Below are 23,004 nucleotides of genomic sequence, written 5' to 3'. Positions count from 1 at the left end.
TTTAGTGGTGACGATATCGTCGGGGATGTCCAGCGGGCAGAGCACTGAGTTGCTGGTAATTTCTAAGTGATATGCGTATGCTAGTGGAAAGGGCGGTGACCATGATGACTAGTCGATTCGTAACTTACCCCGTTATCTTAGGGGCAGATGGTCCGTATACATTTGTCAGGGTGCCAGATATTCGTGGTGGATTTACACAAGGGACAGATGATATAGACGCGTTAGCAATGACCAAAGACCTGATTGGTTCGCTGCTGGTGGATGCTAAAGATTTGCCGCCAAAAACACCTGTATCGGCGATTAAGTTGGCGATTGGTGAAAGGGCATTTGTGGTAACCGTTGATTTAAAAAAATTCGAGTAAAAACTAAAAGCAGTGCCAACCGCAAAATTCCGGTTGGCACTGCTTAGTTTTTCGTTGGCGTGGGACAGCGAAAAAAGAAAAACGTCCCCACTACTTGTTGGTAGCGGCGACGTTTAGTTAGTTAATCTTCGACTGATTTGGTTTCTAAGGTTTCGGCTGGGGCGGTCCGCTTCTGCACGGCACCCAGGATAGCGCGGGCGATTGGCCCAACGATCAACAGCTGTAATGGCAGGGCCATGAACAGGTTGAAAATCCAAGTGTGCAGGTAAGTGAGGAAGAAGTTGCTACCGAAGTTTTGGGTAACGACCATCCCGAACAGAGACATCAGGGTGACCATGCCGGCAACCATCATCACTGAGATGGTGAGGGCGATACGAATCTGCTTCTTTTTCATGTAATCGTTAATGATAAAGTGGAAAAAGATATATTTGACGCCGGGGCCGATGATTCCCAGGTCGCAAATGGCGGCGACGATAAGGGCCAGCGGGTAGCCGGTTAGGACTTCACGGATGAAGTGGTGTGAAAATCCGTCGGCTAAGGCGATGTTGTAGCCAGCCATGACCAAGACCATGAGTCCCGCCATAACGGCTGTGAAAAGTAATTCTTCTTTGAAATTTTTAGGCATTGTGTTGCTCCTCGTTTAAATTTCCCACGAGATGCTAGCGTACCATATATTTTTAATTCGTGTAAGGATTATTTATGGAATGAGACATATTTATGAGCCGTACCTATTTCGTCGATACCCTTAACCGAAACGTGTTTTCCGTTCTTTTTTACGTGAATGGTAGTACTGAAATTACCACCGTTTTTGCCAGAATTCGTAGAGATGCCCTTGATTAAATAAGTATTTTTACTAGATTTAATCAGATGCGCTTTAGCGATTCCTAAATCAAGAGATTGCCATTGGTTACTAAATTTAGAGGAAAACGTTTCGTAAATAAAATGGCTTTTAACGTGTAATTGCCGACGATACGTGGCAGTGCCCTTTGTCTTCCAGGTTCCACGAAGTGACTTAGGTATCGGCTTATAAGCCGCCTGAGCTGAAATACCTGGCATGCCTGCCCCAAAAGTTGCGACGATTAAACCTGCTGCCATTAATTTCGTAATTTTCCGCATAAGATCATCCTCCTAGAGTCGCTGGCGAACTCGTCGGCGGCTTTTTAAATTGATATAAAACGCTAAGTAAGTTGGTCGCCCATAATCGTTCATCACCTTGGAGGCGATACAACCTGAGCTAACTCGAGTTTACCGGAACTAAATGGACGTTACCAATCAGTCTGCCCGTGCATTCCCACCTGATTTCTGCAAGGTAAACCGCATTACCCCGAAACCCGAATATTTAGTAGGATTACCCTGTATTCATCGTTTCATAACTAAATAGTTAACCATTCAGGAGGGATTCACAGTGCATAAAGTGAAGTACATATTGAGCGGCTTCTTCGCGCTCGGCTTGATGGTCACGGGATTTGCGGCCCAACCAGTTACAGCCCAAGCCAGCAACACAGCCGACAAAGTCGTTTACAACAAGGTTTATAACAAGACCAAGACGTTGTATCACACCAAGTACGGCTTCTACAAGAAGATGTACAAGACGGGGATGAAGAAATCCGCTTCGGCTAAATACGATTACAAGCACCATTTCAAGGTTAGCCGGATTGCTAAGAACGGTCACGGGGTCTTCTACAAGACTAACCGGGGGTGGATTCGCCAAGATGCCTTTTACAAATGGGTGCGGTATTCCAACAAAATGGATTACACCATGAAGGTCAACAAGAAACATATTTTGCTCTACAATAAGCCTAAGGGACTGAAGGGTGCCAAGGTGACTGGGAGTACCAGCACCAAGAACCTCGTCGGCCACTGGTACCACGTGGATAAGCGGGTCGAATTGAACACCACGCCATCCAAGTCTGGGTACTACCGGATCAACGTTGGCGACAAGAATTACTGGATTCGCGCCAAGTATATGACCATGGACCAAAAGGCCCTCAAGGGGAACATCAAGAAGGTTGAAAAGGCCATCAAGACGGGTTCCGCACTGGTTGGTCAGTCCAAGTACCTGTGGGGCGGCGGCCGGACCAGCTCCAGCATCGCAGCTCGTCGGTTTGACTGCTCATCCTTTATTCACTGGATCTACGCCAAGTCCGGCGTGCGCTTAGGACCAACGTCCAGCTGCACGACTTACACGCTGATCCACATGGGCCGAAAGATTAAGCCAAAGGACATGAAGCGCGGGGACATCTTCTTCTTCAACGACAAGGCCGAAGGGCCTAACTGTCACGTTGCCATTTACTTGGGCAACAAGGTCTTCCTTCACGACTCACCAAGCTCAGATACTGGTGGTGTCGGGATTTCTAGCTTAAACGATAGCCACTGGAAGAGCCGGTTCAACGGTAGCGTTCGCCGGTTGGTGGGCTAAACTGAATGAGATTTAAGGAAAGTCGTCGCCGGTTGGTGGCGGCTTTTTTCGTACTGAGAGTCAATCTCAGGCGCTCAGTACGGCAACCATCTAACGAACCACTAAACGAAATAGACGCCCAGAGACACATAATTAGCCGGGTTGTCCATCGACTGAGCGTCTTCCTAAGGTATTGAGCGCAAACAAAAGAAGGTCCGAGAACACACACGTTCTCAGGCCTTCTTTTACTTAAGCTAATTCACTTACGTTGCGGAAACAGGTATCAAAGGCTAACCCATCTGGTCCTCAGGTTCACTCTTATCCGCGGTATCGTCGTGATGCTTACCGTTCTTATCCTCTTCCTTTTCCGGGAAGAACTTGAACATGATCTTGTTAAAGTAGTCTGATGCGTACCCAATCACGAAGATTCCCATGAACATGGATGCCAACAGTTCAAAGCAGAACATTGGCCAGCTCTTGATGGTGATGTTGGAGATGATCAGCATGGTCGTCCCCCAAGTGATCAGCCAAGCGGGGACTTCCGTGAACGGCAGGATGGTCCCCTGCAGGAAGAGTGCCAGGAAGGTCAGAATCCCAAACATCACTGAGGAAGCGACCAGTCCTGAAATCCAAGAGACGTGCAGCAGTGAGAACGCCATCAGGCCCCAGATGAGACCCAGGCAGAAGCTCAACATAATATTCCAAATTTTATCCTTAGGGAAGCCGGCACCGAAGAAATAGGAAACGGCAATGAAGGCTGCCGCGCCCATCCACAGTGAAAAGCCCGTCATGATTAGACTGTAAACAATGGTAAAGCCACCGACCCCAATGGAGTCGAACCAAACTTTTTTACTAATTTTCATGAGTGTAATCCCCTTTGCTAGTTAGCGCTTCCATTCTACGTATTGCTCTAGTGTACAGAATTACGCAGAACCGCGCAAGGACTTTAGGTAAAACGTTTAAACCCAAAATGGGGCCGAACCCAAACATAACGTTTTGGCCCAGCCTCATTCGGGGTTCGTCACACCCCGCGTTCAATCATTTTCTTAAATCCCCCGGCAAGCAGGCGTGACGCGCTTAATTTTTTAGAAATGAGTCAAGCGTGGTGACTCGATCTTAATGTCTTCTGGATTACCTTCCCGACCAGGCTTCATCACAACTTCACCAGTTGAGATGGCGCCAACCGGGCAGACCAGGTTGCACAGGTGGCAGCCGACACATTTGTCAATATCGACTGTTGGGCGGCGAGCTTCTTCATTCCATTGGATAGCTTGGTGCGCGCCATCGAAGCAGGAAATGTAGCAACGGCCACAACCGATACACTTGTCCCAGTCAATCTTAGGGTAAACTTTGTAGTCCCGGTTCAGAGAGTCAACGGGTACGATGCTCTTGTTGGCAGCGCCGATGATTTCTGACAGGTGATCGATCCCTTGTTCTTCCATGTAGTGCATTAACCCGTTCTTCATGTCTTCAACGATCCGGTAACCATATTGCATAACGGACGTAGTAACTTGAAGGGTGGTTGCACCTAACAGGAGGAATTCAGCTGCGTCTTGCCAAGTTTCGATCCCACCGATCCCAGAGATTGGCAGTTGTTCCATGCCGGCAGCTTCACGTAATTGTTGAATGAAGCGTAAGGCGATTGGCTTAACGGCTTTCCCAGAGAACCCGGAGACGGAACCCTTGCCGTCAACCGTTGGTAAGGCCGTCTTGCGGTCGATGTCCAAGTTGGCGATGGACTTGACCGTGTTGATCGTGGCGATCCCGTCAGCGCCACCGTCCATGCTGGCTTTAGCAGCAGGAACCATGTCGGTGATGTTTGGCGTCATCTTAGCTAAGATTGGTAAATCAGATCCGCGACGAACGGCGGCACAGTACTTCTTAACTAATTCAGGGTTGGTCCCAACGTCGGAACCCATGTCGTGAGAGGTCATCTGTGGGCAAGAGAGGTTCATTTCAATCATGTCGGCTTTGGCTTCGGTGACTAATTGGGCCAATTCTTCCCAGTCTTGTTCGTTAGTCCCCATGATGGAGGCGATGATGATCTTGGTTGGGTAGTTTTCCTTTAACTTCTTTAAGTCATGCAGGTTTTGTTCCAAGGGATGTTCGGCAATTTGTTCCATGTTCTTGAACCCAACGAATGGGGTGCCTTCCTTGGTTAATTCGTCAAACCGTGGCGAAACTTCGTCAACTTTAAAGTGCTTTGGTCCAATCGTCTTGAAGGCAACGCCGGCCCAGCCTTCATCAAAGGCTTTGGCACACATTTCGTAACAGTTGCCTACGGGAGAAGAGGATAGGAGGAAAGGATTCTCAAAATGCACGCCTAAGAAATCTACGGATAAGTCTTTTTTAATCATTATTCGTTACCTCCTACCAAGTCTGCTTCTTTAGTGGAACCCATAATCATTTTGTCGATTTGTTCTGCGACTTCTTTACCTTTACGAACGGCCCAGACAACGGTCTTGTCGCCTTGAGCGATATCACCAGTAACGAAGACTTTTGGATCGGCAGTGCCGTAACCAGCGTAAGGAACTTCTTCGTGCTTGTCGATGGTGATGTTCAGGTTAGCAGCGTTAACGCGTTGCCCAACGGCGAGGATGATCTTGTTGGACTTGATGGTCATTTCGCTGTCAATGTGACGGTGCTTGAAGGTGACTTCATTGCCGTTTACAGCAGTTGGGACGTAGCCATCAACGATAGTAACGCCGGCTTCGCGAGTGCCTTTGAGTTCCTTCTTGGAAGCTTTGAATTCGTCAAATTCTTCGTAAGCCATGTCGGTCACGTTCTTCACGTCTAAGCGGCGTAAGGTCGTGGCAACATCCATCGCAACGTCCCCACCACCGATAACAACGGCGTTTTCAGGTAAGTCGGTGATGTTCCCCTTGGCTTCTTTAACGCGAGCCAGGAAGCCAACGGCCGTTTCAACGTTTTCGTTGTCAGCGAACATAGGAAGAACTTTACTTTCGCTAGCACCAACGGCAACGACAACGGCGTCATTGTTGGCCTTTAGGTCGTCCATCATGATGTCATCGCCAACCGTGGTGTTGTAGTGAATGTTAGCACCCAAGTTGATGATCCGCTTGATTTCGTATTCCACGATATCGTTTGGTAAACGGTATTCTGGGATGCCGTAGGTTAAGTAACCGCCGGCCTTTTCGTTCTTTTCGTAAATGTCAACGGCGTAACCCTTGGTCAGCATAGTCGTAGCAACTTGCAAGCCAGCAGGGCCGCTACCAACGATGGCAATGTGCTTGCCGTTGGACTTGCCTTGCTTCAGGATGTCCATCTTGGCAGCTTGTTCGAAGTCGGTGACGTAACGTTGAATCCCACCGATGTCGATAGGGCAGTCAATGCCAGTCCGTGAGCAAGCCAGTTCACAGTACTTTTCAGTTGGGCAGACCCGGGCACAAATGGCACCCAAGGCGTTGTTTTCCCGAATGGTTTCGGCAGCACCCTTAACGTTGTTGAAGCGCACGCTGCGGATGAAACGTGCTGGATCAGTGTCAGCGGGGCAGGCCTTGGAGCATGGTGCGTCATGGCAGAGCAAGCAACGAGCTGCTTCTTCCATTACCGTAGTCATAGTGTATCCTGGGGCTTCTGTTTCGTATTTTTTAGTCATGCTGATACCCTCACTATCTTTTTTTGATTTAGTTGATTGCTATAATGATGAGGCGCGTGACGGTCGGTATAAGTCTGGTTATGTACCTTGTTATTTCTTTCACGTGCCTTGAACAACTAGAGAATACCATGTCCAGGGGGGACGGTAAAAAATTCCCGGGAATTCTGGCCGATATTCGCGTTTGAGAGCGGTTTTTATATACATTTGTATATAGAAAAAACACCTGCCATTTGGCATAATTGAGGGTTTTGCCTAATAGTTGGGGTGGCGAAAACCTTGCGAAAACGTGAATTACCAGCGATTGCGGTAATTAATGGTGGTTGGGCGAAACTTTTCCATGTGATTTTGGCATAAAATACTGGCGGCGAATTATTCCCGCCAATATGCGCCCTTTCCCCCTGAATGGCATAATTGGGTTTGGGACTGGGGATGGTCGTTGTCAGCGCCTACCGGGCGACAAAAAATGGGTCGGAACGCGGTGGGCAGGACGGCCGAAGCCTGAGGAGCGGTCTTCGACCTCGCTTTGAACCTCACAGCCCGAGTTTCAAAGTCGCCATTTACTGAGCTGACCGCTCAGTAAATCCCACGGCTGAACCCTTTTTTTGTCGCCCTCACGGCTGGGGTGGCGCGGGTTCCAAGCAAAATTGTGCCTCGGGTATTGATGGTGGGGACTATTTCTCAGTGTGCGGTGTTCTACCGGACGGTGAAAATGGGTCGGAACGCTATGAGCGGACACCCGGAGCCAAAGGGCGGTCTCCGGGATGCTTTGAACCTCCTAAACCGAGTTTCAAAGACACCAATTCTCTAAGCGGCAAAGAACGCCACTAAGAGAATTCCCACGGCTGAACCCATTTTCACCGCCCTCTCGGCTTGATTGTGTTAGGGCACGTAACCCAAGTTATGCCACGGTTGTGTTGAATCAGGTTAGGTTTCTCAATAAGATTACGTTTCATAACTCGTGACCACAGATTGTGGCGTAACTTGTAAGTCGTCCTGGCTAAAAATAGACAGTAAACGTGATTTAATGGAAGTAGAAATAAACCAAATCAAACGGAAGTCGGTGGAAGTCTTGTCTGATGAAATTAATTTGCTGGTCACACTCAATTCGGGATACTTGGAGCCGTTGAAGGTCATGTTGTATTCGGCGCACGCCAATAATCCTGGGGAACGCATGCATTTGTGGTTGGTGCATGCCAGTCTGACACCTGATGAAGTGGCGTCTGTGCGGCAACTGACCACGGCGTTTGGCTGGGAGTTGAGCGCTGAACGGGTGACGGCGGACTTCACGGCCGGGGTGCCCTTGATCAAACGGTATCCGCGGGAAATGTATTTCCGCCTCTTGAGCGGTCAGATTTTGCCGAAATCAGTGAAGCGGGTCATCTATTTGGACCCGGACTTGTTGGTGATTAACAATTTACGGCCATTATGGACGCTAGATTTAGCGGGTCACATGTTAGCGGCCGCCGTTCACCGCGGTGTGACCAATCTTATGGACAGCGTCAATCAGTTGCGGCTGGGCACGACGACCAGTTATTTCAACTCGGGTGTGCTGGTCATTGATTTGGACCAAGCGCGGACCAAGATTAAGCTGAGCGACATCACGCAGACGATTGAGAAATATGAAAGTGAGTTAATTTTACCGGATCAGGATATTTTGAACTTCCTGTACGGGCCGGACATTTTGGAAATTCCCGAGGAAATCTGGAACTACGACACGCGAAAATACCTGATGTACCAGACGCGCAGCCTGAATCAGCACGAGATTCACTGGGTCATGGCCAATACGGTGATCCTGCATTACTGCGGGACGCCCAAGCCATGGGACCCGGCCAGCGACGGCAAGTTTACCGGCCTATTCCTGAACTACCAGCAACAGCTCCAACAGCTCCAACGGCTAAATGGTTGCCTCCGAGATGGTAAAAATGAGTCGTGACAGTGGCTGTCCGTTCCCGGCGGCGGGCTCAACCTGCCCTGCTGTGGGGAACGCCTCCAGCCTGTGAAGCGGTCTTCCGCCTCGCCTTGAAGCCTCGCTAAGGTCCGCGAGGCTCCAAGGTCGTCCCGTGCTCTAAGCTGAGAAAAAGCACTCAGCTAAGACCACCGACACAGCTGGTCAGGTTGCCCCGCCTCTGGTCACTTACATGGATGCAATGCGTTCATTTTTACCATTGCTGCGGCTGATGTAGTTTTAGCCAGGTTGCGTGAACAGAAACTTTAAGTGAATGTTGATGACTAACAGAAAAGGTCGTGATCCTTAAAATTAGGGGTCACGACCTTTTGTTGTCTGGAAGAATGTCATCCGATAGGGTATCAGCTTAATCGTAGCATTAATGGAAAAACGATTGATTTTGATTTGTATGGGTCCAACCGTCGCTGGTTATTGAAAAATTGCCGATTTTTTGATTTGAAACGCTTACACGCAGAGGATAATCAAAAAAATAGGTCGTAATTCCATTTGATGAGGAATCACGACCTATAACTATTTGGAGGAAGACAAATTAAGTGGTGATAACAGTAACACAAATGCACTGACCACCAACGATGAAAAGGTACAACCGAAAAACTAGGGTTAGCGTAGCTGGCGGGTGACCGGTGCGGAAGCCTGTGTTCGTGGCGTTTGTCGACGTTCTGGGTCGGCTTACGCCACTGGACGTGCTGGAGACTCTGTACTTTGAGGCTCTAGCGCGAGCGCGAAGACCGCTTCTCAGGCTTCGGGCGGTCCCCATAGGCTGGGAGCACCGGTCGCCCGCCGGCGTAGCGCATTACGACACGTGTTTTTCGGCTTGGTGCTTTTTCAGTTGTTGTTTGGCGGGGCAATCGTACTCGCACGCCGGGCAGCTGCCCTGGCTGGACTTTTTCAAATGCCGGTACAGCACGAACCCAGCGCCACCAATAATGGCAATGACGATAACGCTATTAATCAGGATTGACATGGATAAGCGCTCCTTTTTAAATGAATAGCGACCCGACCTGGAAGATGATCATCGCGACTAGGTAGGCGATCACCGTGTTGGAGACCACGGAATAAACGGCCCACTTGGTCGAATTGGTTTCGGCCTTGATTGTTGCCAAGGTGGCGAAACAGGGTGCGTAAATCAGGATGAAGACCAGGACGGCGTAGGCAGACAACGGGGTGAACAGGGAACTGAAGGTGGCAATCAAACCAGTTTGACCGCTTAAATGGAAGAGCACGATCATGCTGGAACTGATGACTTCCTTAGCCAGAATCCCGGTCATCAGCGCGCTGATCGTTTGCCACGAGGTGATGCCGATAGGGGCGAAGACGGGCAGAACGAAGCGGCCAATCATGGCGGAGAAACTCTGGTCGATGTTGGTCACCATGCCGGCTGGTCCCAGGTTGGACAGCAGCCAGATGAGCACGGTTCCGCCAAAAATGACGGTGCCGGCCTTGCGGATGAAGCCCTTGCCCTTTTCCCAGGTGCCCATGGCGATGATGTCCGGCCGAGGCATGTGGTACTTCGGCAATTCAATAATGAAGACGGAATTTTCTTTAACCTTAAACACCCACTGATAAATTTTGGCCATGAACAGCGCCAGCGCAATCCCCAGAAAATAGAGGGAGAGCACAATCAGCGCCTGGTTTCGGTCGAAGAAGGCGGCAACGAACAGCCCATAGATGGGGAGCCGAGCCGAACAACTCATAAATGGCGAAATCAGCGTGGTGACCAGCCGTTCCTTGGGTTGCTCAATCGTGCGCGCGGCCATGATCCCCGTGACGTTACAGCCGAAGCCGATAATCAGCGGAATAAAGGCCTTACCGTTGAGGCCAATCAGCTGCATCAGTCGGTCGGTCACTAGCGCGGCGCGGGCCATGTAACCGGAATCTTCCAGAATGGAAATGCACGCGAACAACACGAAAATCTGGGGAATAAAGCTGAGCACGCCCCCAACACCGGCAATGATGCCGTCAACAATTAGGGATTTCAGAAAGGGCATGGCCCCAACGCTGGTCAGAAAGTGACTGGCGGTTGCGGACAGGGGTCCGGAGATAAAGGCGTCCATCACGTCCGACAGCGGCGTTCCAATCCAATCGAAGGACAGCTTGAACATTAACAGGAATATACCCACGAAAATGGGGAGCCCCAACAGGGGATGGGTGACGATGCGGTCAATTTTCGCCGTCAAATTGGCATTGGAGACCTCGTGTAGATACTTGGTCGTGGCCGTCAGCGTTTCATCGATGAAGGCCAGTCGCGTTTGAAAAATTTGTTCTTCAAAGTCTTGTTTGTCGTAAGTGTCCTGCTGCGTCAGGAGGGGCTTGAGTTGGTGCTTGCTGGCGTAGCGGCGGACGATTTGGTTACGGTTCATGAACTGAATCGCCAGCCAGTTGGCAAAGGTCGGCGTCAATTGATCGTCGGCGACCAGCTGTTGGGTGGCCGTGGCAATGGCGTCCTGAACCGCGGCGGGATAGGCCAGGTGCAGGGGGGCGGTCGTTTCCGGCGGCGTGGCTAACAATTCTTGGCGGAGTTGATCCAGTCCCGATTTCTTCCGAGCGTTGGTGGCGCGGACCTGACAGCCCAAGCGTTTAGCCAGCTCGTCGAAGTCGTAGGTGACCCCGTTGGCTTTCAAATCATCAATCATGTTTAAGGCGAGCACCACCGGTCGGCCGAATTCCAACAGCTCAATGGAGAGCAGCAGGTTGCGTTTCAGCTGACTGGCGTTGGTGACGTTTAAAATCATGTCGGGCGAGTCGTTTAGCAAATAGTTGCAGGCGACGGCCTCGTCCTTGGTGATTGGCGTGAGGGAATAGATGCCAGGGAGGTCGACCACCACCATTTCTGAGTGGCGAATCTTCCCCATCTTCTTGTCAACGGTGACCCCTTCCCAATTACCAACGTAGGCATATTTATCGGTCAGTTCGTTAAATAGCGTGGTCTTGCCAGTATTTGGATTTCCTAAGAGGGCAACGGTTGTCATGCTAGTCCCCCCCTAAGAGTGCTTCGAAAACGACGTAGCGAATCCCAACTTTCTGCTGATCGAATTCAACGATGACGGGGCCGTGAAATGGATATTGCCGGAGCACGGTCAGCTGGCTGCCAGGGTGAATGCCGAGGTTATGTAGTCGGTGAGCGGTCTGGCCATCAAGGGTCGCCATCTGTTCGACAGTTACGATTGGATAGGCTGATTCTGAATAACGGAGTTGCATTATTATCAGGCCTTTCAAATTAAGTCTTTAGCCGGTTTTTGCTGGTTAAACTTGTGCGTTGGTTTCGCCTCCGGCAGGGTGAAAACTGAGCCGTGACGCTGTGGGCGAGCGCCTGAAGCCTGAGGAGCGGTCTTCAGACTTACTTTGAGCCTCAAGGTGCGAGTCTCAAAGATATCAGTTGCCTAAGCGGTAAACCGCTAAGGCAACTCCCACGGCTGAGCTCATTTTCACCCTGCCTGCGGCTGACACTGGTTTAACCAGCACCGGGTTGATACTTGGTATATCAGTGGCTTCGCCTTCAGCAAGCTGAAACTGGCTTGAAACATGGTGGGCGGACACCCAGAGCCAAAGGGCGGTCTCTGGGATGCTTTGAACCTCTGAGGAGCGAGTTTCAAAGACACCAATGTTTTAACCCGCAAAGAACGCGGCTAAGAACATTCCCCCGGCCGAAGCCATTTTCACCCTGCCTGCGGCTGACACTGGTTTAACCCGGCACCGGTTTGTGTGTCATTTGGTTGTCACTGGTTTTCCGGTTCTCCCGCAATCATATAGGTGAGACAGGTTTAATCAGCAAGCTTATGTTTTACATCATTCAGGTAAACAGCTGCGCACGAGATTAAGTAATAGCTAAGTTGCCATCAAATTATGTGATAGAAGCGCACAGCCAGAATAATGGTTAAGTGATAGAAGAAGTAGCACAACCAACCAATGGCGTGGTCAGCTGCCCATCAACTGCAGAAACCGCCTTGGTGACGGGCCAAACAAGTCTTAGCCGCAGGGCTGGTGAAAATGGGCTAAGCCGTGGGAGTTGCCTTAGTGGCGTCAGCCGCTTAGGCAACTGCTATCTTTGAGACGCGGTTCTTAGCGGCTCAAAGTAAGTTCGGAGACCGCTTTTTGGCTCCGGACGGGCGCCCACAGCGTCACGGCCCATTTTCACCAGCCCGGAGGCGCTGTTAAAAGACTTTGACCCAAAACCAAGAAGCAGGTTAATGCATTTGATGGGTCTAGCTTACCATGTAAGCACTTTCACATATATTAGGGAAATGCCTAATATTATTCCAGGAATATTCTGCCTATAATAATGTCAAGCGCTTACAAAGGGCGGTCTAAAGCGGAATAGCCCCAGGCATAAAATTGCACACTTTCCGGAATATGCGGGCATAATTTGTGAAAACCGCACAAGACCGCAATGAAAAACGCCACAACAGTGAATTTCATAACTAACGGAGGTTGATGGATAATGGCAACACTAGAAATTAAAGACTTACACGTTGAAGTGACCGATGAAGAAAATCAAACGGCTAAGGAGATCTTAAAAGGGGTTAACTTAACCATGAAGACTGGTGAAATCCACGCCATCATGGGGCCTAACGGTACCGGGAAATCAACGTTGTCCCAGACAATCATGGGCCAGCCATCTTACCACGTTACCCAAGGTGATATTCTCTTGAACGGCGAGAGCATCGTGGACATGCCAGTTGATGAACGAGCACGGAAAGGCCTGTTCTTAGGCATGCAATACCCCGCTGAAATCCAAGGGGTCACGAACGCTGAATTCCTGCGCGCCGCTGTTAACGCTCGGCGGGCTAAGGACGACCAGATTTCCGTCATGGATTTCTTAAAGATGTTAGATAAGAACTTAGCCATTCTGGACATGAGTGAAGCCATGACAGAACGTTACTTGAACGAAGGCTTCTCAGGTGGGGAAAAGAAACGGAACGAAATTCTCCAACTCTTAATGATTCAACCATCCTTTGCTTTGTTGGATGAAATTGATTCCGGGCTGGACATCGATGCCCTGAAGGTCGTTTCCAAAGGGGTCAACGCCATGCGCGGCGACAACTTCGGTTCCATGATCATCACCCACTACCAACGCCTGTTGAACTACATTGTGCCTGACGTGGTCCACATCATGATGGGTGGCCGCATCGTTAAGACCGGGGATGCCTCATTGGCTAAGCGGTTGGAAAAGGAAGGCTACGCCGGTTTGCGGGACGATTTGGACATTGACGTGGCACTCGTGGATGAAAACTAGGGGGTGGCAAGATTGGATACCATGCAAACGCAAACACAAGCAGCAACGGCTGTTCAAGCTGCTGCCCAGCAACACAATGAACCCAGCTGGCTGATCAACAAACGGTTGGCAGCGCTAGACCAAATGGCCGACTTACCCATGCCGTTGGTCCAACGGTTCAACTACCGTGACTGGGAATTAATGCCCGGTAACCTGCAGTGGGCCGATTCCAAACGGGACCTCGCACAAGTCGCAGACGGACCCGTTCAAATCGTGCAGGTTGGCCAGACCACGGTACGGGTCAATTTACCAGAGAAGCTCCAGGAACAAGGCGTGGTGCTGACCGACTTCTTCACGGCGGTCAAGGACTACCCGGACTTGGTTCAGGAAGCCTTTATGACCAAGGCGATGAAAGCCAACGAGAACCGCTTGGCCAGCTACCACACGGCTTACTTGAACGCCGGGGTCTTCCTCTACGTGCCAAACAATGTTGTCATCAGTGAACCCATCGACATTCAATTGATTCAAGACAACACGTTGGATCAACCGTTGAACTCGCACGTGCTGGTCGTTGCCGGTCGTAACACGGAAGTCTCCGTCAGCCAACACCTGACCACGGTCGGGGAGAACGCAAACTTGGCCAACTGTTTGATGGAAGTCATTGCCGATGAAAACAGTCACGTCACGGTTGCGACGTTGGATGAACTGGGACGCAAGACGATGGCCTACGTGGAACGTCGAGCCTACGCCGCCGACAATGCGTCCGTTAACTGGGCGGTCGGCTTCATGAACGAAGGCAATACGATTGGAAACTTCGATACCGAATTGAACGGTGTCGGTTCCCGCGCGGATGCCAAGGTGATTGCCATTACCGACCACGACCAACGGATGGGTGTGAACACCAAGATTACCAATCGCGGGAAGCACACCAATGGGAATATCCTGCAACGCGGGGTCATCCTGGAAGATTCCGAACTGGTTTACAACGGGATTGGCGATATCATTCACGGCGCTGCCGGCTCCGAAGCCGAACAGGAAAACCGATTACTGATGATGTCTAGCAACGCCCACGGGAACGCCAACCCGATTCTCTTGATCGATGAAAATGACGTCATGGCCGGCCACGCCGCTAGTGTGGGTCAGGTTGACGAACAACAACTCTACTACTTGATGAGTCGGGGCATCCGGCGGGAGACCGCGGAACGCTTGGTTATCCGGGGATTCCTGGGTGCCGTCTTGAGCGCGATTCCGGCCAAGGCCGTTCGGAGCCAGTTGGTTGATATCATTGAAAGGAAACTTGAAAATGGTCGCTAAAAATTTAGATGTACGCCAAGATTTTCCAATCCTGGATCAAAAAGTAAACGATGAACAACTGGTTTATTTGGACAATGCCGCGACGGCCCAACGCCCCACGGCAGTCACCGATAGCCTGGTCCACTTCTACCAAACGGACAACGCCAACGTTCACCGTGGCGTTCACACGTTAGCCGAACGCGCCACGGAAGATTACGAGAATGCCCGGCGGAAGGTGCAAAAGTTTATCAACGCCGCCGAACCCGAAGAGGTGATCTTTACCAAGGGCACGACCGATGGCCTGAACCTGGTCGCCAGCACCTATGGCGAGGCCAACATTCAGCCGGGCGATGAAATCGTGATTTCCATCATGGAGCATCACAGCAACCTGATTCCTTGGCAACAGCTGGCCATCAAGAAGCACGCCACGCTGAAGTACATTGGTTTGACGGCTGATGGTGAGCTCGACATGGTCGATGCCGCCGCCAAGATTACCGACAAGACCAAGATTGTGGCCATCGCTCACGCTAGCAACGTGATGGGCGTAATCAACCCGTTGGCCGAGCTGGCAAAGTTGGCCCACCAACACGGCGCCATCATCGTGGGTGACGGGGCACAAGCCGCCCCACATGTGCCCGTCGATGTTCAAGCCTTGGACGTGGATTTCTACGCGTTCTCCGGCCACAAGATGATGGGCCCAACCGGGATTGGGGCCCTGTATGGCAAACGGGCGCTGCTCGAAGCCATGCCACCTTACCAATACGGCGGGGAAATGATTGACTTCGTGCACCAACAGGACAGTACCTGGGCGCAGTTGCCCTACAAATTTGAAGCCGGCACGCAAAACATTGCCGGCGCCGTGGGTTTAGGCACCGCGGTGGATTACCTGACGAGCGTGGGCATGACCAACGTCGAAGCCCACGAACAAGCCATTGTCGATTACTTATTACCGAAATTAGTGGCGGACCCCGACCTCGAGGTTTACGGTCCCCACGATTCCGCTAAACATACCGGTGTGATTGCCTTTAACGTAAAGGGCATTCACCCCCACGACATCGCTACGGCGCTGGACATGGAGGGTGTGGCCGTTCGGGCCGGACACCACTGTGCACAGCCGTTGATGACGTACCTCGGGTTGGTTGCGACCGCCCGGGCTAGCTTCTATCTCTACAATACCCAGCAGGACGCTGACCGGTTGTTAGTCGCCCTGGCCGAAACAAAGGAGTTCTTCAACCATGGGGCTGTCAAAGCTTAACAGTTTATACCGGGAAGTTATCCTGGATCACGCGGATCATCCGCGTCACAAACACGATTTACAGACGAGTACGAATACGATTACCTTAAAAAATCCCACTTGTGGTGATGTGATCAATCTTTCCATCAAATTGGATGACCAAGATCAAATCGCAGACATCGGCTTCAGCGGCGACGGCTGTACCATTAGCCAATCGTCCGCCAGCATGATGACCGACGCCGTCATGGGTAAAGACAAAGAAACGGCGCTGCGCATGGCCAAGACCTTTTCCGATATGGTCATGGGCACAGAGCACCCGCAAGCAGACCTTGATGAATTAGGGGATGCCGCCATTTTATCCAGTATCATGAGTTTTCCGGCTCGTATCAAGTGCGCAACGCTTGCTTGGTGGGCCTTACAACGGGCATTACTTGAAGAAGACGCGCCCACAGATGAGGAGGAAGCATAATGTCAGACATGCCAGAAGAAGTGGTCGATGATAAGGACTATGAATTCGGATTCCACGATGATATTCAGCCCGCCTATTCTACGGGCCGGGGCCTGACGGAACAGACCGTGCGGGACATTTCCGCTGCCAAGAAGGAACCCAAGTGGATGCTGGATTACCGGCTGAAGGCTTACGAAATCTACAAGAAATTGCCGATGCCCAAGTACGGGCCAGACCTGTCCGGCTTGGATTTGAAAGATATGCTGTACTACCAAAAGATGACCGACAAGAAGTACCGGGACTGGGACGATGTGCCCGCTGACCTGAAGAAGACCTTCGATCGGTTAGGGGTTCCCGAGGCCGAACGCCAATACCTGGCCGGCTCCTCAGCCCAGTACGAATCAGAAGTGGTCTACCACAACATGCGTGACGACTTCGCCAAGCTCGGCATCATCTTCACCGATACCGACACGGCACTGCGGGAGTACCCCGAGCTGTTCAAGAAGTGGTTTGGCAAATTGGTCAAGCCAACCGACAACAAGTTTGCCGCTTTGAATGCCGCCGTTTGGTCTGGTGGGTCCTTCATTTACGTACCCAAGGGTGTGCAAACGAAGACGCCAATCCAGTCCTACTTCCGGTTGAACTCCGAAAATTCCGGGCAATTTGAACGGACCCTGATCATCGTTGAACCTGGCGCTCGCGTGGATTACGTGGAAGGCTGTACCGCCCCGAACTACTCGTCGGATAGCCTGCACGCCGCGGTCGTTGAAGTGAACGTGGAAAAGGATGCCTACTGCCGCTACACCACCATTCAAAACTGGTCGAACAACGTCTACAGCCTGGAAACCAAGCGGGCTGCAGCTGCCGAGAACGCCACGATGGAATGGGTCGACGGTAACTTAGGCTCCAAGGTCACCATGAAATACCCATCCGTTTACCTGAACGGTGAGGGTGCCCGGGGGACCATGTTATCCATCGCCGTTGCCAGCAACAACATTCACCAGGACTCCGGTGCGCGGATGATTCACAACGCCAAGAACACGTCCAGTACCATCGTGTCTAAGTCCATTTCCAAGACCGGTGGCTCGACCGATTACCGCGGGACGGTGCGCTTTGGCCGCCACTCCGACGGGTCCAAGGCCCACGTGGAATGTGACACGATCATCATGGATGACCAGTCCTCATCCGATACGATTCCGTACAATGAAATTTCTAATGCCAACGTTTCCATGGAACACGAAGCCAAGGTGTCGAAGATTTCTGAGGAACAGCTGTACTACCTGATGAGTCGGGGCATTTCAGAGGCCAAGGCGACGGAAATGATCGTCATGGGCTTCGTGGAACCCTTCACCAAGCAATTGCCAATGGAATACGCGGTTGAATTGAACCGCTTGATCAGTTTTGAAATGGAAGGGGCTATCGGCTAGGCCGGAGCTCAAGCAAAGGAGGTTCACCACAGATGGATGAAGCAAAACAACTGTCACCGGCTGAGGTCAGCGTCATGCAGGCCTTGGAAATGGTGATCGACCCAGAACTGGGCATTGATTTGGTCAACCTAGGCTTGATCTACGGCGTGCACGTCGATGGCGATTCCTGTCAGGTCGACATGACGTTGACCACGATGGGCTGCCCGCTGAGTAACGCGCTGGATGCAGCGATTATTCAGGTGGTCACGGCCGTCGAAGGCATCGAACACTGTGACATTAAGTTGATTTGGGAACCGGCGTGGAACATGGGCATGATGACCCGCTACGCCAAGGTAGCTTTAGGCATTCATGAATAGGGTGAGTTGATATGAATATTGGCATCTTTGTGGCTCGCCGCAAGGCCCTCAAGATTTCGCAGGTCAAGCTGTGTACGGGAATTTGCACGCAGGCGACGCTCAGTAAATTTGAAAATAATAACCGCGTTCCGTCGCTGTCGATTCTTAGCAAGCTTTGCGTGCGCTTGGGGCTCACGGTGGATGACCTCTACCAGGAAAGTGCGGAGACTGCGGTGCAGTTGCGGCACGACCTGGACAATATTGAAAAGGAACTGATGATGGAGAATTATCAGTGCGTTTTGAAACGGTTGGCGAAATTCAAACCCAACCAAATTGATGAGATCAACGTAAAGATGCAGTTCTGTTACCTGCGTGGGTGTGTGAATGCGCTGGTCAATCAACAACCGGACAAGATTCTCTTCGACTTCGCGCAGATCTTAAACGACCTGGACGAACGTCACCAAACGATTTTTACCCAGCTGGCCTTTCTGGGGTCGGGCATCATGTACGCGCGGCACCAGGAGACCCAGCAGGCGGACTTCTACTTTGACAAGGTCTACCAGCATATCAAGGCGTACCACCCGGACGACCATCTGGATGAACCCAATCGGTATTACCTGCGGATGTTGACGCTGATCTTCTTCACGGCGGAATTCTATGCGGGCCAGGAAAAGTATCGGCTGAGCAATCAACTGATTGACACCGGCGTGCAGCTGTGTTCCGACGAGCGGGTCACGTATTACCTGCCCCGCCTGAAGTTCTTGGCCACGCAAAACGCGGTCAATCAGGGCAAGCAACCGGCGACGATTCAACGCCTCATGGATGAGACGCTGGCCTTCACTCGCATCAATCAAAATGAAGTCATCGAAGTTAAGCTGGCGGCGTTGAAGTGTCAATTCAACCGGCAGTTGGCGGAGAATAAATAGGGTTGGTTAGGTGTCAGAACCAACGAACAAAGGTCGACTTTTTGCGAGAAGTCGGCCTTTTTGGTGTCTGAAGATTAAGTTTGTCCGGAAACTGAAAACGCTTCACTGACAGTATGTTATACTACAACTGTAGTAGGTATCCTGCTAAATGATTGTGACCATGACCAATTAACGGCAGTGAACATAATTTAAAGATTGAACCAAAATAGGACAAGGAGGATGGGCTTTGAATGAGAACGAAAAGTGGATTGATCGTTACTTTGAAAACGCCCCCGTTGCCATTATTTTATTCCAAGAAGATGAGATGCTAGCGTGTAATCAGGCAGCGCGGTGTTTGAAAGAAAAATTGAATTTTGATCCACATTACTTATATGAAATTGGCCACGCGGCGGTCAATCAACAGGGACGACCCGTAACGGATTGCCCAACCTGTGAAATCGCCAAACAGGCCCGAGAAGTCGTGGTGCCGGTCCTATCCGCTGAGGATGACTCGGTGGATGCAGGCTACTTGATGTTTTACAAGGCCTTGGACTTGCGACAACATATCTCCTCCTTAACGTTAAAGAGCTGCAGTTCTGTCAATCGGGGACTCCGACTGGCCCAAAATGAAGAAATCAGTCGCTACGTGGTCAAGGCCAACGAGGAAGACCGTCATCAAATTTCGGCGGACCTCCATGACAACGTTGCCCAGGGGCTGTATTTTGCGACGACCGGGGTCAAACGGTTGGCCAACTGTGACCTCAGCCCGGCCGAACGGCAACAACAGGCCGATGCGATTACCCAGCAACTCCAGGCCACCTTGGCCGAGGTCAAGAACATGGCGCTGGCGGTGCGGCCGTCAGTCATGGACGACTTTGGTTTATTCGCGGCGTTGCGGTCGCTGGCCACCCGCCTGCAGAGCACGACTGGCATTGCGATTTCGGTTGGCGGCAACGCTAAGCCGGAACAGCTATCGTCGGCGATTCAGAGTGCCATGTATCGGGTCGCCCAGGAAGCCATCAACAATGCCGTGAAACATGCCAACCCGCAGGAGATTATGCTCTTATTGGTTGAGCATAACCACTTTATTACCCTCCAAATTATTGATGACGGGGACGGGTTCGATGTGGCTAAACATTCCCAATTTAACGGCCACTCCCTAGGCTTGAGCGATATGCACGAACGCATCAAGTCATTGAGTGGGATTTTCCAGTTGGAATCTACGCCGGGCGTGGGGACCACGGTGTCGGTTAAGTTTCCAGTCTGCACGAGTAAGGGGAGCCTTCAACATGTATAAAGTCTTAGTAGCGGACGACCACGCAATCGTGCGGTCGGGCCTGAAAGCTATCGTGGATGATCAGCCGGATTACCAAGTCGTCGCGGAGGCGGCCAATGGTAATGATACTTTTGTGCGCGCCGGTCAGGGCGATATTGATATGATTATCATGGATTTGAGCATGCCGCCGGGTGAAAGTGGCCTGGTGACGACCAAACGGATTCACAGCCAGTACCCGAAAATTTGGATTTTAATTTTATCGATGCACGGCGAAGAGGATTATGTGGACCAGGCCATTAAGAACGGCGCGTCTGGTTATGTCCTGAAGAGTTCGCCGGATAGCGAAATCATCAATGCCATCACGACCATTGTGAACGGCCGGCATTACGTGGATGAGAACGTAATCTTGCTGAAGTCAGACATCAAGAATATCCTCACGGACGTGAACAAGACCAATCTGTGGGGCCACAGTCCGTTGTCCAAACGGGAGCGGGAAGTCATGCCGCTGGTGGCTTTGGGGTACTCCAACAAGGAAGTGGCGGCTAAGCTGAATATCACGACCAAGACGGTGGAGGCGCATAAGGCTAGTATTATGCGGAAATTGGATTTGACGTCGCACGTCGAGCTAGTCCGCTACGCCATCCACCACAAGTTAATCGAGTTCTAAACTGGCGCCTCCGGGCTGGTGAAAACTGGGCCTGGTCGCTGTGGGGACTGTCCGTTCCCGCCGGTGGGTTCAAAACACCCTGCTGTGGGGCCGGTTCCAGCCTGAGGGGCGGGCTTCCACCTCAACTTTGAGCCGAAGAGCGGTCTCAAAGGTTGTCCCGTGGGCTAGGCTGGGAGAATACCCCAGCCAAGACCACCGACACAGCCGGGCATTTTGACCCGCCTCTGGTCACTGACATTGCTCACAGCTAGGCCCAGTTTTACCATCCCTGCGGCTGGCACGGGTTTAGAACTGAAACTTGTGGTTATGGTCAAGGTGTTGGTTGTGGTTTGGTAGGATTGGACAGAATAATATTCTAAAATAACTATCTATGTAAAAAGCGCGTTCAGGTTTGAGCCTGAGCACGCTTTAATTTTTAGGACGATTCCGAATCAAGTATCTGATGATCCTGTAAATGCTCTCGCCGATAAGGGATACAAACCAGAGACTAAAGTAAATGCCGCTGAGTATTGAGGCGATTAGGCTTAAGATGTTCAGCTTGATTGCTACCAGCTCTAATATGGCAAAAGGGATAAAGAGTGCGTTTAGCAGCTTAAACCATTTAGAGTAGGTGTCAAAAATGTTAACTGGTTTCATGTAAACGGCCTCCACTCCGGCTATCGCTACGAAGAGTATAGACCTAGATTAGTGGTGGATGCTGATTTGCTGAAGTTTACGTCAATAAGGTTAGAATCTTTTACAAACGTAAAGGCCCTGAGAAATTTTCTCGGGGCCTTTGTGTTTGTGTCATGTGTGTGTTTAGTTAGTCATCATTCGTAAAGATACAGCGTGAAGGAAATCTGGCCATTTGTCAGATTACCGCTCGCCGTTGGGTATAAAACGTAGGTCGTATCGTGGTTGGCAACTAGTGCCTTCTCGACGCTGGCGACGATTTTGAGGCCCAGTTGGCCCTTGCCCATCGTTTCCAATTTGGCGTTGTGATGCTGGGGGTCAATCGCCGCTGCTAGATTTGTGATAGCTGGGAGATTGACCGTCGTAATTTTCTCGGCGTCTAAGTTCTTGATCCGCACAAGCTGGATGACGGCGGCCATGGACATTTGGTCGGGCGTCAGGTGATTAGACATGTAGTAATCGTACATCATTGCGAGGTGGTTATTGTTTTCGTAACCATCCTTTTGTAACTGCTTAATGACAAAAAGATTGAGCTGATTCTGGTCAGTAGTGTTCAGGGCCGTTGATAGGCTGAGTCCATCGGTAGCGAGCACTTGCTTGCGGTAAGTCCCGGACTTTAGAAAGCCGTGCCAGACCCAACCCGCAGTCCGTTTGTTCTTACTGACCACGTAGTAGTAACGGGCCACGTGCGTGCCGTGCTGGAGTAGCGCCGTCTTTTGGGCGACCCAGGTCGTGTGCGGAAAGTATTTCGTATTATGTAATTTGGCCGTGTGCTGTTGATTCCACAAATAGTGCGTCTGAGTATCCCGGTTATGGTAGTAGGATGGCCGCGACAGGCTGTAGCTGTCGGTCGTCACGTACTGGCTCGCGTGCGCGGCAGTAGGCCATATTAGAATGGCAGACAGTGTTAAAACAGTTAAGATAACGATCTTTTTGAACATATAATCCCCTCCACTGCCTAGTATACCAGTCTGCCGTTTGATGTGAGAGATAATCCAATTAACGTTCAATCAGTCCAGCATATTATGAGTTGCTTTTGAATTTTACACCCGGTATAGTCGGGATTAACTGAAAAAGACACTAGGGGTGCCAGTCGGCTGAGATGGACACGTGCCAATCCCTTTGAACCTGTTGAGCTAAGACTCGCGTAGGAAAGAGGTCGGTCTGCTGGAAATGCCAGGGGAGCCGTC

General features: G+C 51.0%; 21 protein-coding genes and 1 riboswitch. Of the genes, 12 read left to right on the top strand and 9 right to left on the bottom strand.

Annotated features, from left to right (window positions below; genetic code table 11):
• The first annotated feature begins 101 nt into the window (after window positions 1-101).
• Window positions 102-362 (top strand): type II toxin-antitoxin system HicB family antitoxin, encoded by a 261-nt coding sequence (locus tag ACEPST_RS04930; RefSeq protein ID WP_204120523.1) that lies wholly within the window; start codon window positions 102-104, stop codon window positions 360-362.
• 121 nt (window positions 363-483) lie between these two features.
• Here the strand turns inward: ACEPST_RS04930 and ACEPST_RS04925 are convergent, their stop codons facing one another.
• Both ACEPST_RS04925 and ACEPST_RS04920 read right to left on the bottom strand, forming a co-directional pair.
• Window positions 484-987, bottom strand: coding sequence for a DUF2798 domain-containing protein (locus ACEPST_RS04925; RefSeq protein WP_204120522.1), 504 nt, complete (start codon window positions 985-987; stop codon window positions 484-486).
• A gap of 68 nt (window positions 988-1,055) precedes the next feature.
• Complete coding sequence (locus ACEPST_RS04920) at window positions 1,056-1,478, bottom strand: hypothetical protein (protein ID WP_204120521.1); 423 nt, start codon at window positions 1,476-1,478, stop codon at window positions 1,056-1,058.
• Between the two features lie 289 nt (window positions 1,479-1,767).
• Here ACEPST_RS04920 and ACEPST_RS04915 point away from each other — a divergent pair, with 289 nt between their 5' ends.
• Window positions 1,768-2,781, top strand: a complete 1,014-nt coding sequence (locus tag ACEPST_RS04915; RefSeq protein WP_204120520.1) for a C40 family peptidase — start codon at window positions 1,768-1,770, stop codon at window positions 2,779-2,781.
• 269 nt (window positions 2,782-3,050) lie between these two features.
• On the opposite strand, the gene ACEPST_RS04910 is transcribed toward ACEPST_RS04915, so the two are convergent.
• The 3 genes from ACEPST_RS04910 to ACEPST_RS04900 all read right to left on the bottom strand — a co-directional run bounded on the left by ACEPST_RS04910 (window position 3,051) and on the right by ACEPST_RS04900 (window position 6,379).
• The gene (locus ACEPST_RS04910; RefSeq protein ID WP_203642716.1) at window positions 3,051-3,623 is read right to left on the bottom strand and encodes a DUF1097 domain-containing protein; all 573 of its coding nucleotides are present in this window, start codon (window positions 3,621-3,623) and stop codon (window positions 3,051-3,053) included.
• 222 nt (window positions 3,624-3,845) lie between these two features.
• Window positions 3,846-5,117 carry an NAD-dependent dihydropyrimidine dehydrogenase subunit PreA gene (gene preA, locus ACEPST_RS04905; RefSeq protein ID WP_125764043.1) on the bottom strand — a complete coding sequence of 424 codons (1,272 nt, stop codon included), beginning with the start codon at window positions 5,115-5,117 and terminating at the stop codon, window positions 3,846-3,848.
• The gene (locus tag ACEPST_RS04900) at window positions 5,117-6,379 is read right to left on the bottom strand and encodes an FAD-dependent oxidoreductase (RefSeq protein WP_203642715.1); all 1,263 of its coding nucleotides are present in this window, start codon (window positions 6,377-6,379) and stop codon (window positions 5,117-5,119) included. The genes preA and ACEPST_RS04900 overlap by 1 nt, the downstream gene beginning before the upstream one ends.
• Before the next feature lie 1,024 nt (window positions 6,380-7,403).
• Between ACEPST_RS04900 and ACEPST_RS04895 the strand changes: the two genes are divergently transcribed.
• A complete protein-coding gene (locus tag ACEPST_RS04895; RefSeq protein WP_395390546.1) occupies window positions 7,404-8,312 on the top strand; it encodes a glycosyltransferase family 8 protein in 909 nt (302 codons plus the stop codon).
• Between the two features lie 826 nt (window positions 8,313-9,138).
• Here the strand turns inward: ACEPST_RS04895 and ACEPST_RS04890 are convergent.
• Genes ACEPST_RS04890 through ACEPST_RS04880 form a run of 3 tightly spaced genes read right to left on the bottom strand, consistent with a single transcriptional unit; the run spans window position 9,139 to window position 11,543 of the window.
• Window positions 9,139-9,309, bottom strand: a complete 171-nt coding sequence (locus ACEPST_RS04890; protein WP_125764051.1) for a FeoB-associated Cys-rich membrane protein — start codon at window positions 9,307-9,309, stop codon at window positions 9,139-9,141.
• Window positions 9,310-9,325: 16 nt separating this feature from the next.
• Window positions 9,326-11,314 carry a ferrous iron transport protein B gene (gene feoB / locus ACEPST_RS04885; RefSeq protein ID WP_204120519.1) on the bottom strand — a complete coding sequence of 663 codons (1,989 nt, stop codon included), beginning with the start codon at window positions 11,312-11,314 and terminating at the stop codon, window positions 9,326-9,328.
• 1 nt (window position 11,315) lies between these two features.
• On the bottom strand, window positions 11,316-11,543 hold the full coding sequence (locus ACEPST_RS04880; protein WP_204120518.1) for a FeoA family protein: 228 nt from the start codon (window positions 11,541-11,543) through the stop codon (window positions 11,316-11,318).
• Window positions 11,544-12,783: 1,240 nt separating this feature from the next.
• Between ACEPST_RS04880 and sufC the strand changes: the two genes are divergently transcribed.
• The 9 genes from sufC (at window position 12,784) to ACEPST_RS04835 (ending at window position 21,142) form a co-directional block, all read left to right on the top strand.
• Window positions 12,784-13,578: a Fe-S cluster assembly ATPase SufC gene (gene sufC, locus ACEPST_RS04875; protein WP_125764057.1), complete on the top strand. Its 795-nt coding sequence runs from the start codon at window positions 12,784-12,786 to the stop codon at window positions 13,576-13,578.
• Between the two features lie 21 nt (window positions 13,579-13,599).
• Complete coding sequence (gene sufD / locus ACEPST_RS04870) at window positions 13,600-14,871, top strand: Fe-S cluster assembly protein SufD (RefSeq protein WP_204120682.1); 1,272 nt, start codon at window positions 13,600-13,602, stop codon at window positions 14,869-14,871.
• Complete coding sequence (locus tag ACEPST_RS04865; protein WP_204120517.1) at window positions 14,861-16,105, top strand: cysteine desulfurase; 1,245 nt, start codon at window positions 14,861-14,863, stop codon at window positions 16,103-16,105. Before sufD ends, ACEPST_RS04865 begins: the two co-directional genes overlap by 11 nt.
• Window positions 16,086-16,553 carry a Fe-S cluster assembly sulfur transfer protein SufU gene (gene sufU / locus ACEPST_RS04860; protein WP_203642709.1) on the top strand — a complete coding sequence of 156 codons (468 nt, stop codon included), beginning with the start codon at window positions 16,086-16,088 and terminating at the stop codon, window positions 16,551-16,553. Before ACEPST_RS04865 ends, sufU begins: the two co-directional genes overlap by 20 nt.
• Window positions 16,553-17,959, top strand: coding sequence for a Fe-S cluster assembly protein SufB (gene sufB, locus ACEPST_RS04855; protein ID WP_204120516.1), 1,407 nt, complete (start codon window positions 16,553-16,555; stop codon window positions 17,957-17,959). The genes sufU and sufB overlap by 1 nt, the downstream gene beginning before the upstream one ends.
• Before the next feature lie 32 nt (window positions 17,960-17,991).
• Window positions 17,992-18,315, top strand: coding sequence for a metal-sulfur cluster assembly factor (locus tag ACEPST_RS04850; RefSeq protein ID WP_204120515.1), 324 nt, complete (start codon window positions 17,992-17,994; stop codon window positions 18,313-18,315).
• Window positions 18,316-18,326: 11 nt separating this feature from the next.
• Window positions 18,327-19,220, top strand: coding sequence for a helix-turn-helix domain-containing protein (locus tag ACEPST_RS04845; RefSeq protein ID WP_203642708.1), 894 nt, complete (start codon window positions 18,327-18,329; stop codon window positions 19,218-19,220).
• Window positions 19,221-19,446: 226 nt separating this feature from the next.
• Entirely contained in the window at window positions 19,447-20,496 is a 1,050-nt protein-coding gene (locus ACEPST_RS04840) for a sensor histidine kinase (RefSeq protein ID WP_204120514.1), read from the top strand.
• Complete coding sequence (locus tag ACEPST_RS04835; RefSeq protein ID WP_204120513.1) at window positions 20,489-21,142, top strand: response regulator; 654 nt, start codon at window positions 20,489-20,491, stop codon at window positions 21,140-21,142. Before ACEPST_RS04840 ends, ACEPST_RS04835 begins: the two co-directional genes overlap by 8 nt.
• Window positions 21,143-21,951: 809 nt before the next feature.
• Here the strand turns inward: ACEPST_RS04835 and ACEPST_RS04830 are convergent.
• Entirely contained in the window at window positions 21,952-22,755 is an 804-nt protein-coding gene (locus ACEPST_RS04830; protein ID WP_204120512.1) for a hypothetical protein, read from the bottom strand.
• Window positions 22,756-22,886: 131 nt separating this feature from the next.
• Window positions 22,887-22,985: riboswitch (TPP riboswitch) on the top strand.
• Window positions 22,986-23,004 lie beyond the last annotated feature (19 nt).

The organism is Levilactobacillus sp. FUA 3915 (assembly GCF_044053135.1).
GTDB lineage: Bacteria > Bacillota > Bacilli > Lactobacillales > Lactobacillaceae > Levilactobacillus > Levilactobacillus lanxiensis.
Note: the sequence above shows the minus strand (reverse complement) of the source record. Positions and strands in the feature narration are given on the sequence as shown.

Coding starts and splice junctions, on each gene's coding strand:
- ACEPST_RS04890 (WP_125764051.1), bottom strand. CDS start 9,309: ATGTCAATCCTGATTAATAGCGTTATCGTCATTGCCATTATTGGTGGC.
- sufD (WP_204120682.1), top strand. CDS start 13,600: ATGCAAACGCAAACACAAGCAGCAACGGCTGTTCAAGCTGCTGCCCAG.
- ACEPST_RS04865 (WP_204120517.1), top strand. CDS start 14,861: ATGGTCGCTAAAAATTTAGATGTACGCCAAGATTTTCCAATCCTGGAT.
- feoB (WP_204120519.1), bottom strand. CDS start 11,314: ATGACAACCGTTGCCCTCTTAGGAAATCCAAATACTGGCAAGACCACG.
- ACEPST_RS04850 (WP_204120515.1), top strand. CDS start 17,992: ATGGATGAAGCAAAACAACTGTCACCGGCTGAGGTCAGCGTCATGCAG.
- ACEPST_RS04880 (WP_204120518.1), bottom strand. CDS start 11,543: ATGCAACTCCGTTATTCAGAATCAGCCTATCCAATCGTAACTGTCGAA.
- ACEPST_RS04910 (WP_203642716.1), bottom strand. CDS start 3,623: ATGAAAATTAGTAAAAAAGTTTGGTTCGACTCCATTGGGGTCGGTGGC.
- ACEPST_RS04895 (WP_395390546.1), top strand. CDS start 7,404: ATGGAAGTAGAAATAAACCAAATCAAACGGAAGTCGGTGGAAGTCTTG.
- ACEPST_RS04920 (WP_204120521.1), bottom strand. CDS start 1,478: ATGCGGAAAATTACGAAATTAATGGCAGCAGGTTTAATCGTCGCAACT.
- ACEPST_RS04830 (WP_204120512.1), bottom strand. CDS start 22,755: ATGTTCAAAAAGATCGTTATCTTAACTGTTTTAACACTGTCTGCCATT.
- sufB (WP_204120516.1), top strand. CDS start 16,553: ATGTCAGACATGCCAGAAGAAGTGGTCGATGATAAGGACTATGAATTC.
- ACEPST_RS04845 (WP_203642708.1), top strand. CDS start 18,327: ATGAATATTGGCATCTTTGTGGCTCGCCGCAAGGCCCTCAAGATTTCG.
- ACEPST_RS04835 (WP_204120513.1), top strand. CDS start 20,489: ATGTATAAAGTCTTAGTAGCGGACGACCACGCAATCGTGCGGTCGGGC.
- sufU (WP_203642709.1), top strand. CDS start 16,086: ATGGGGCTGTCAAAGCTTAACAGTTTATACCGGGAAGTTATCCTGGAT.
- ACEPST_RS04925 (WP_204120522.1), bottom strand. CDS start 987: ATGCCTAAAAATTTCAAAGAAGAATTACTTTTCACAGCCGTTATGGCG.
- sufC (WP_125764057.1), top strand. CDS start 12,784: ATGGCAACACTAGAAATTAAAGACTTACACGTTGAAGTGACCGATGAA.
- ACEPST_RS04930 (WP_204120523.1), top strand. CDS start 102: ATGATGACTAGTCGATTCGTAACTTACCCCGTTATCTTAGGGGCAGAT.
- ACEPST_RS04900 (WP_203642715.1), bottom strand. CDS start 6,379: ATGACTAAAAAATACGAAACAGAAGCCCCAGGATACACTATGACTACG.
- preA (WP_125764043.1), bottom strand. CDS start 5,117: ATGATTAAAAAAGACTTATCCGTAGATTTCTTAGGCGTGCATTTTGAG.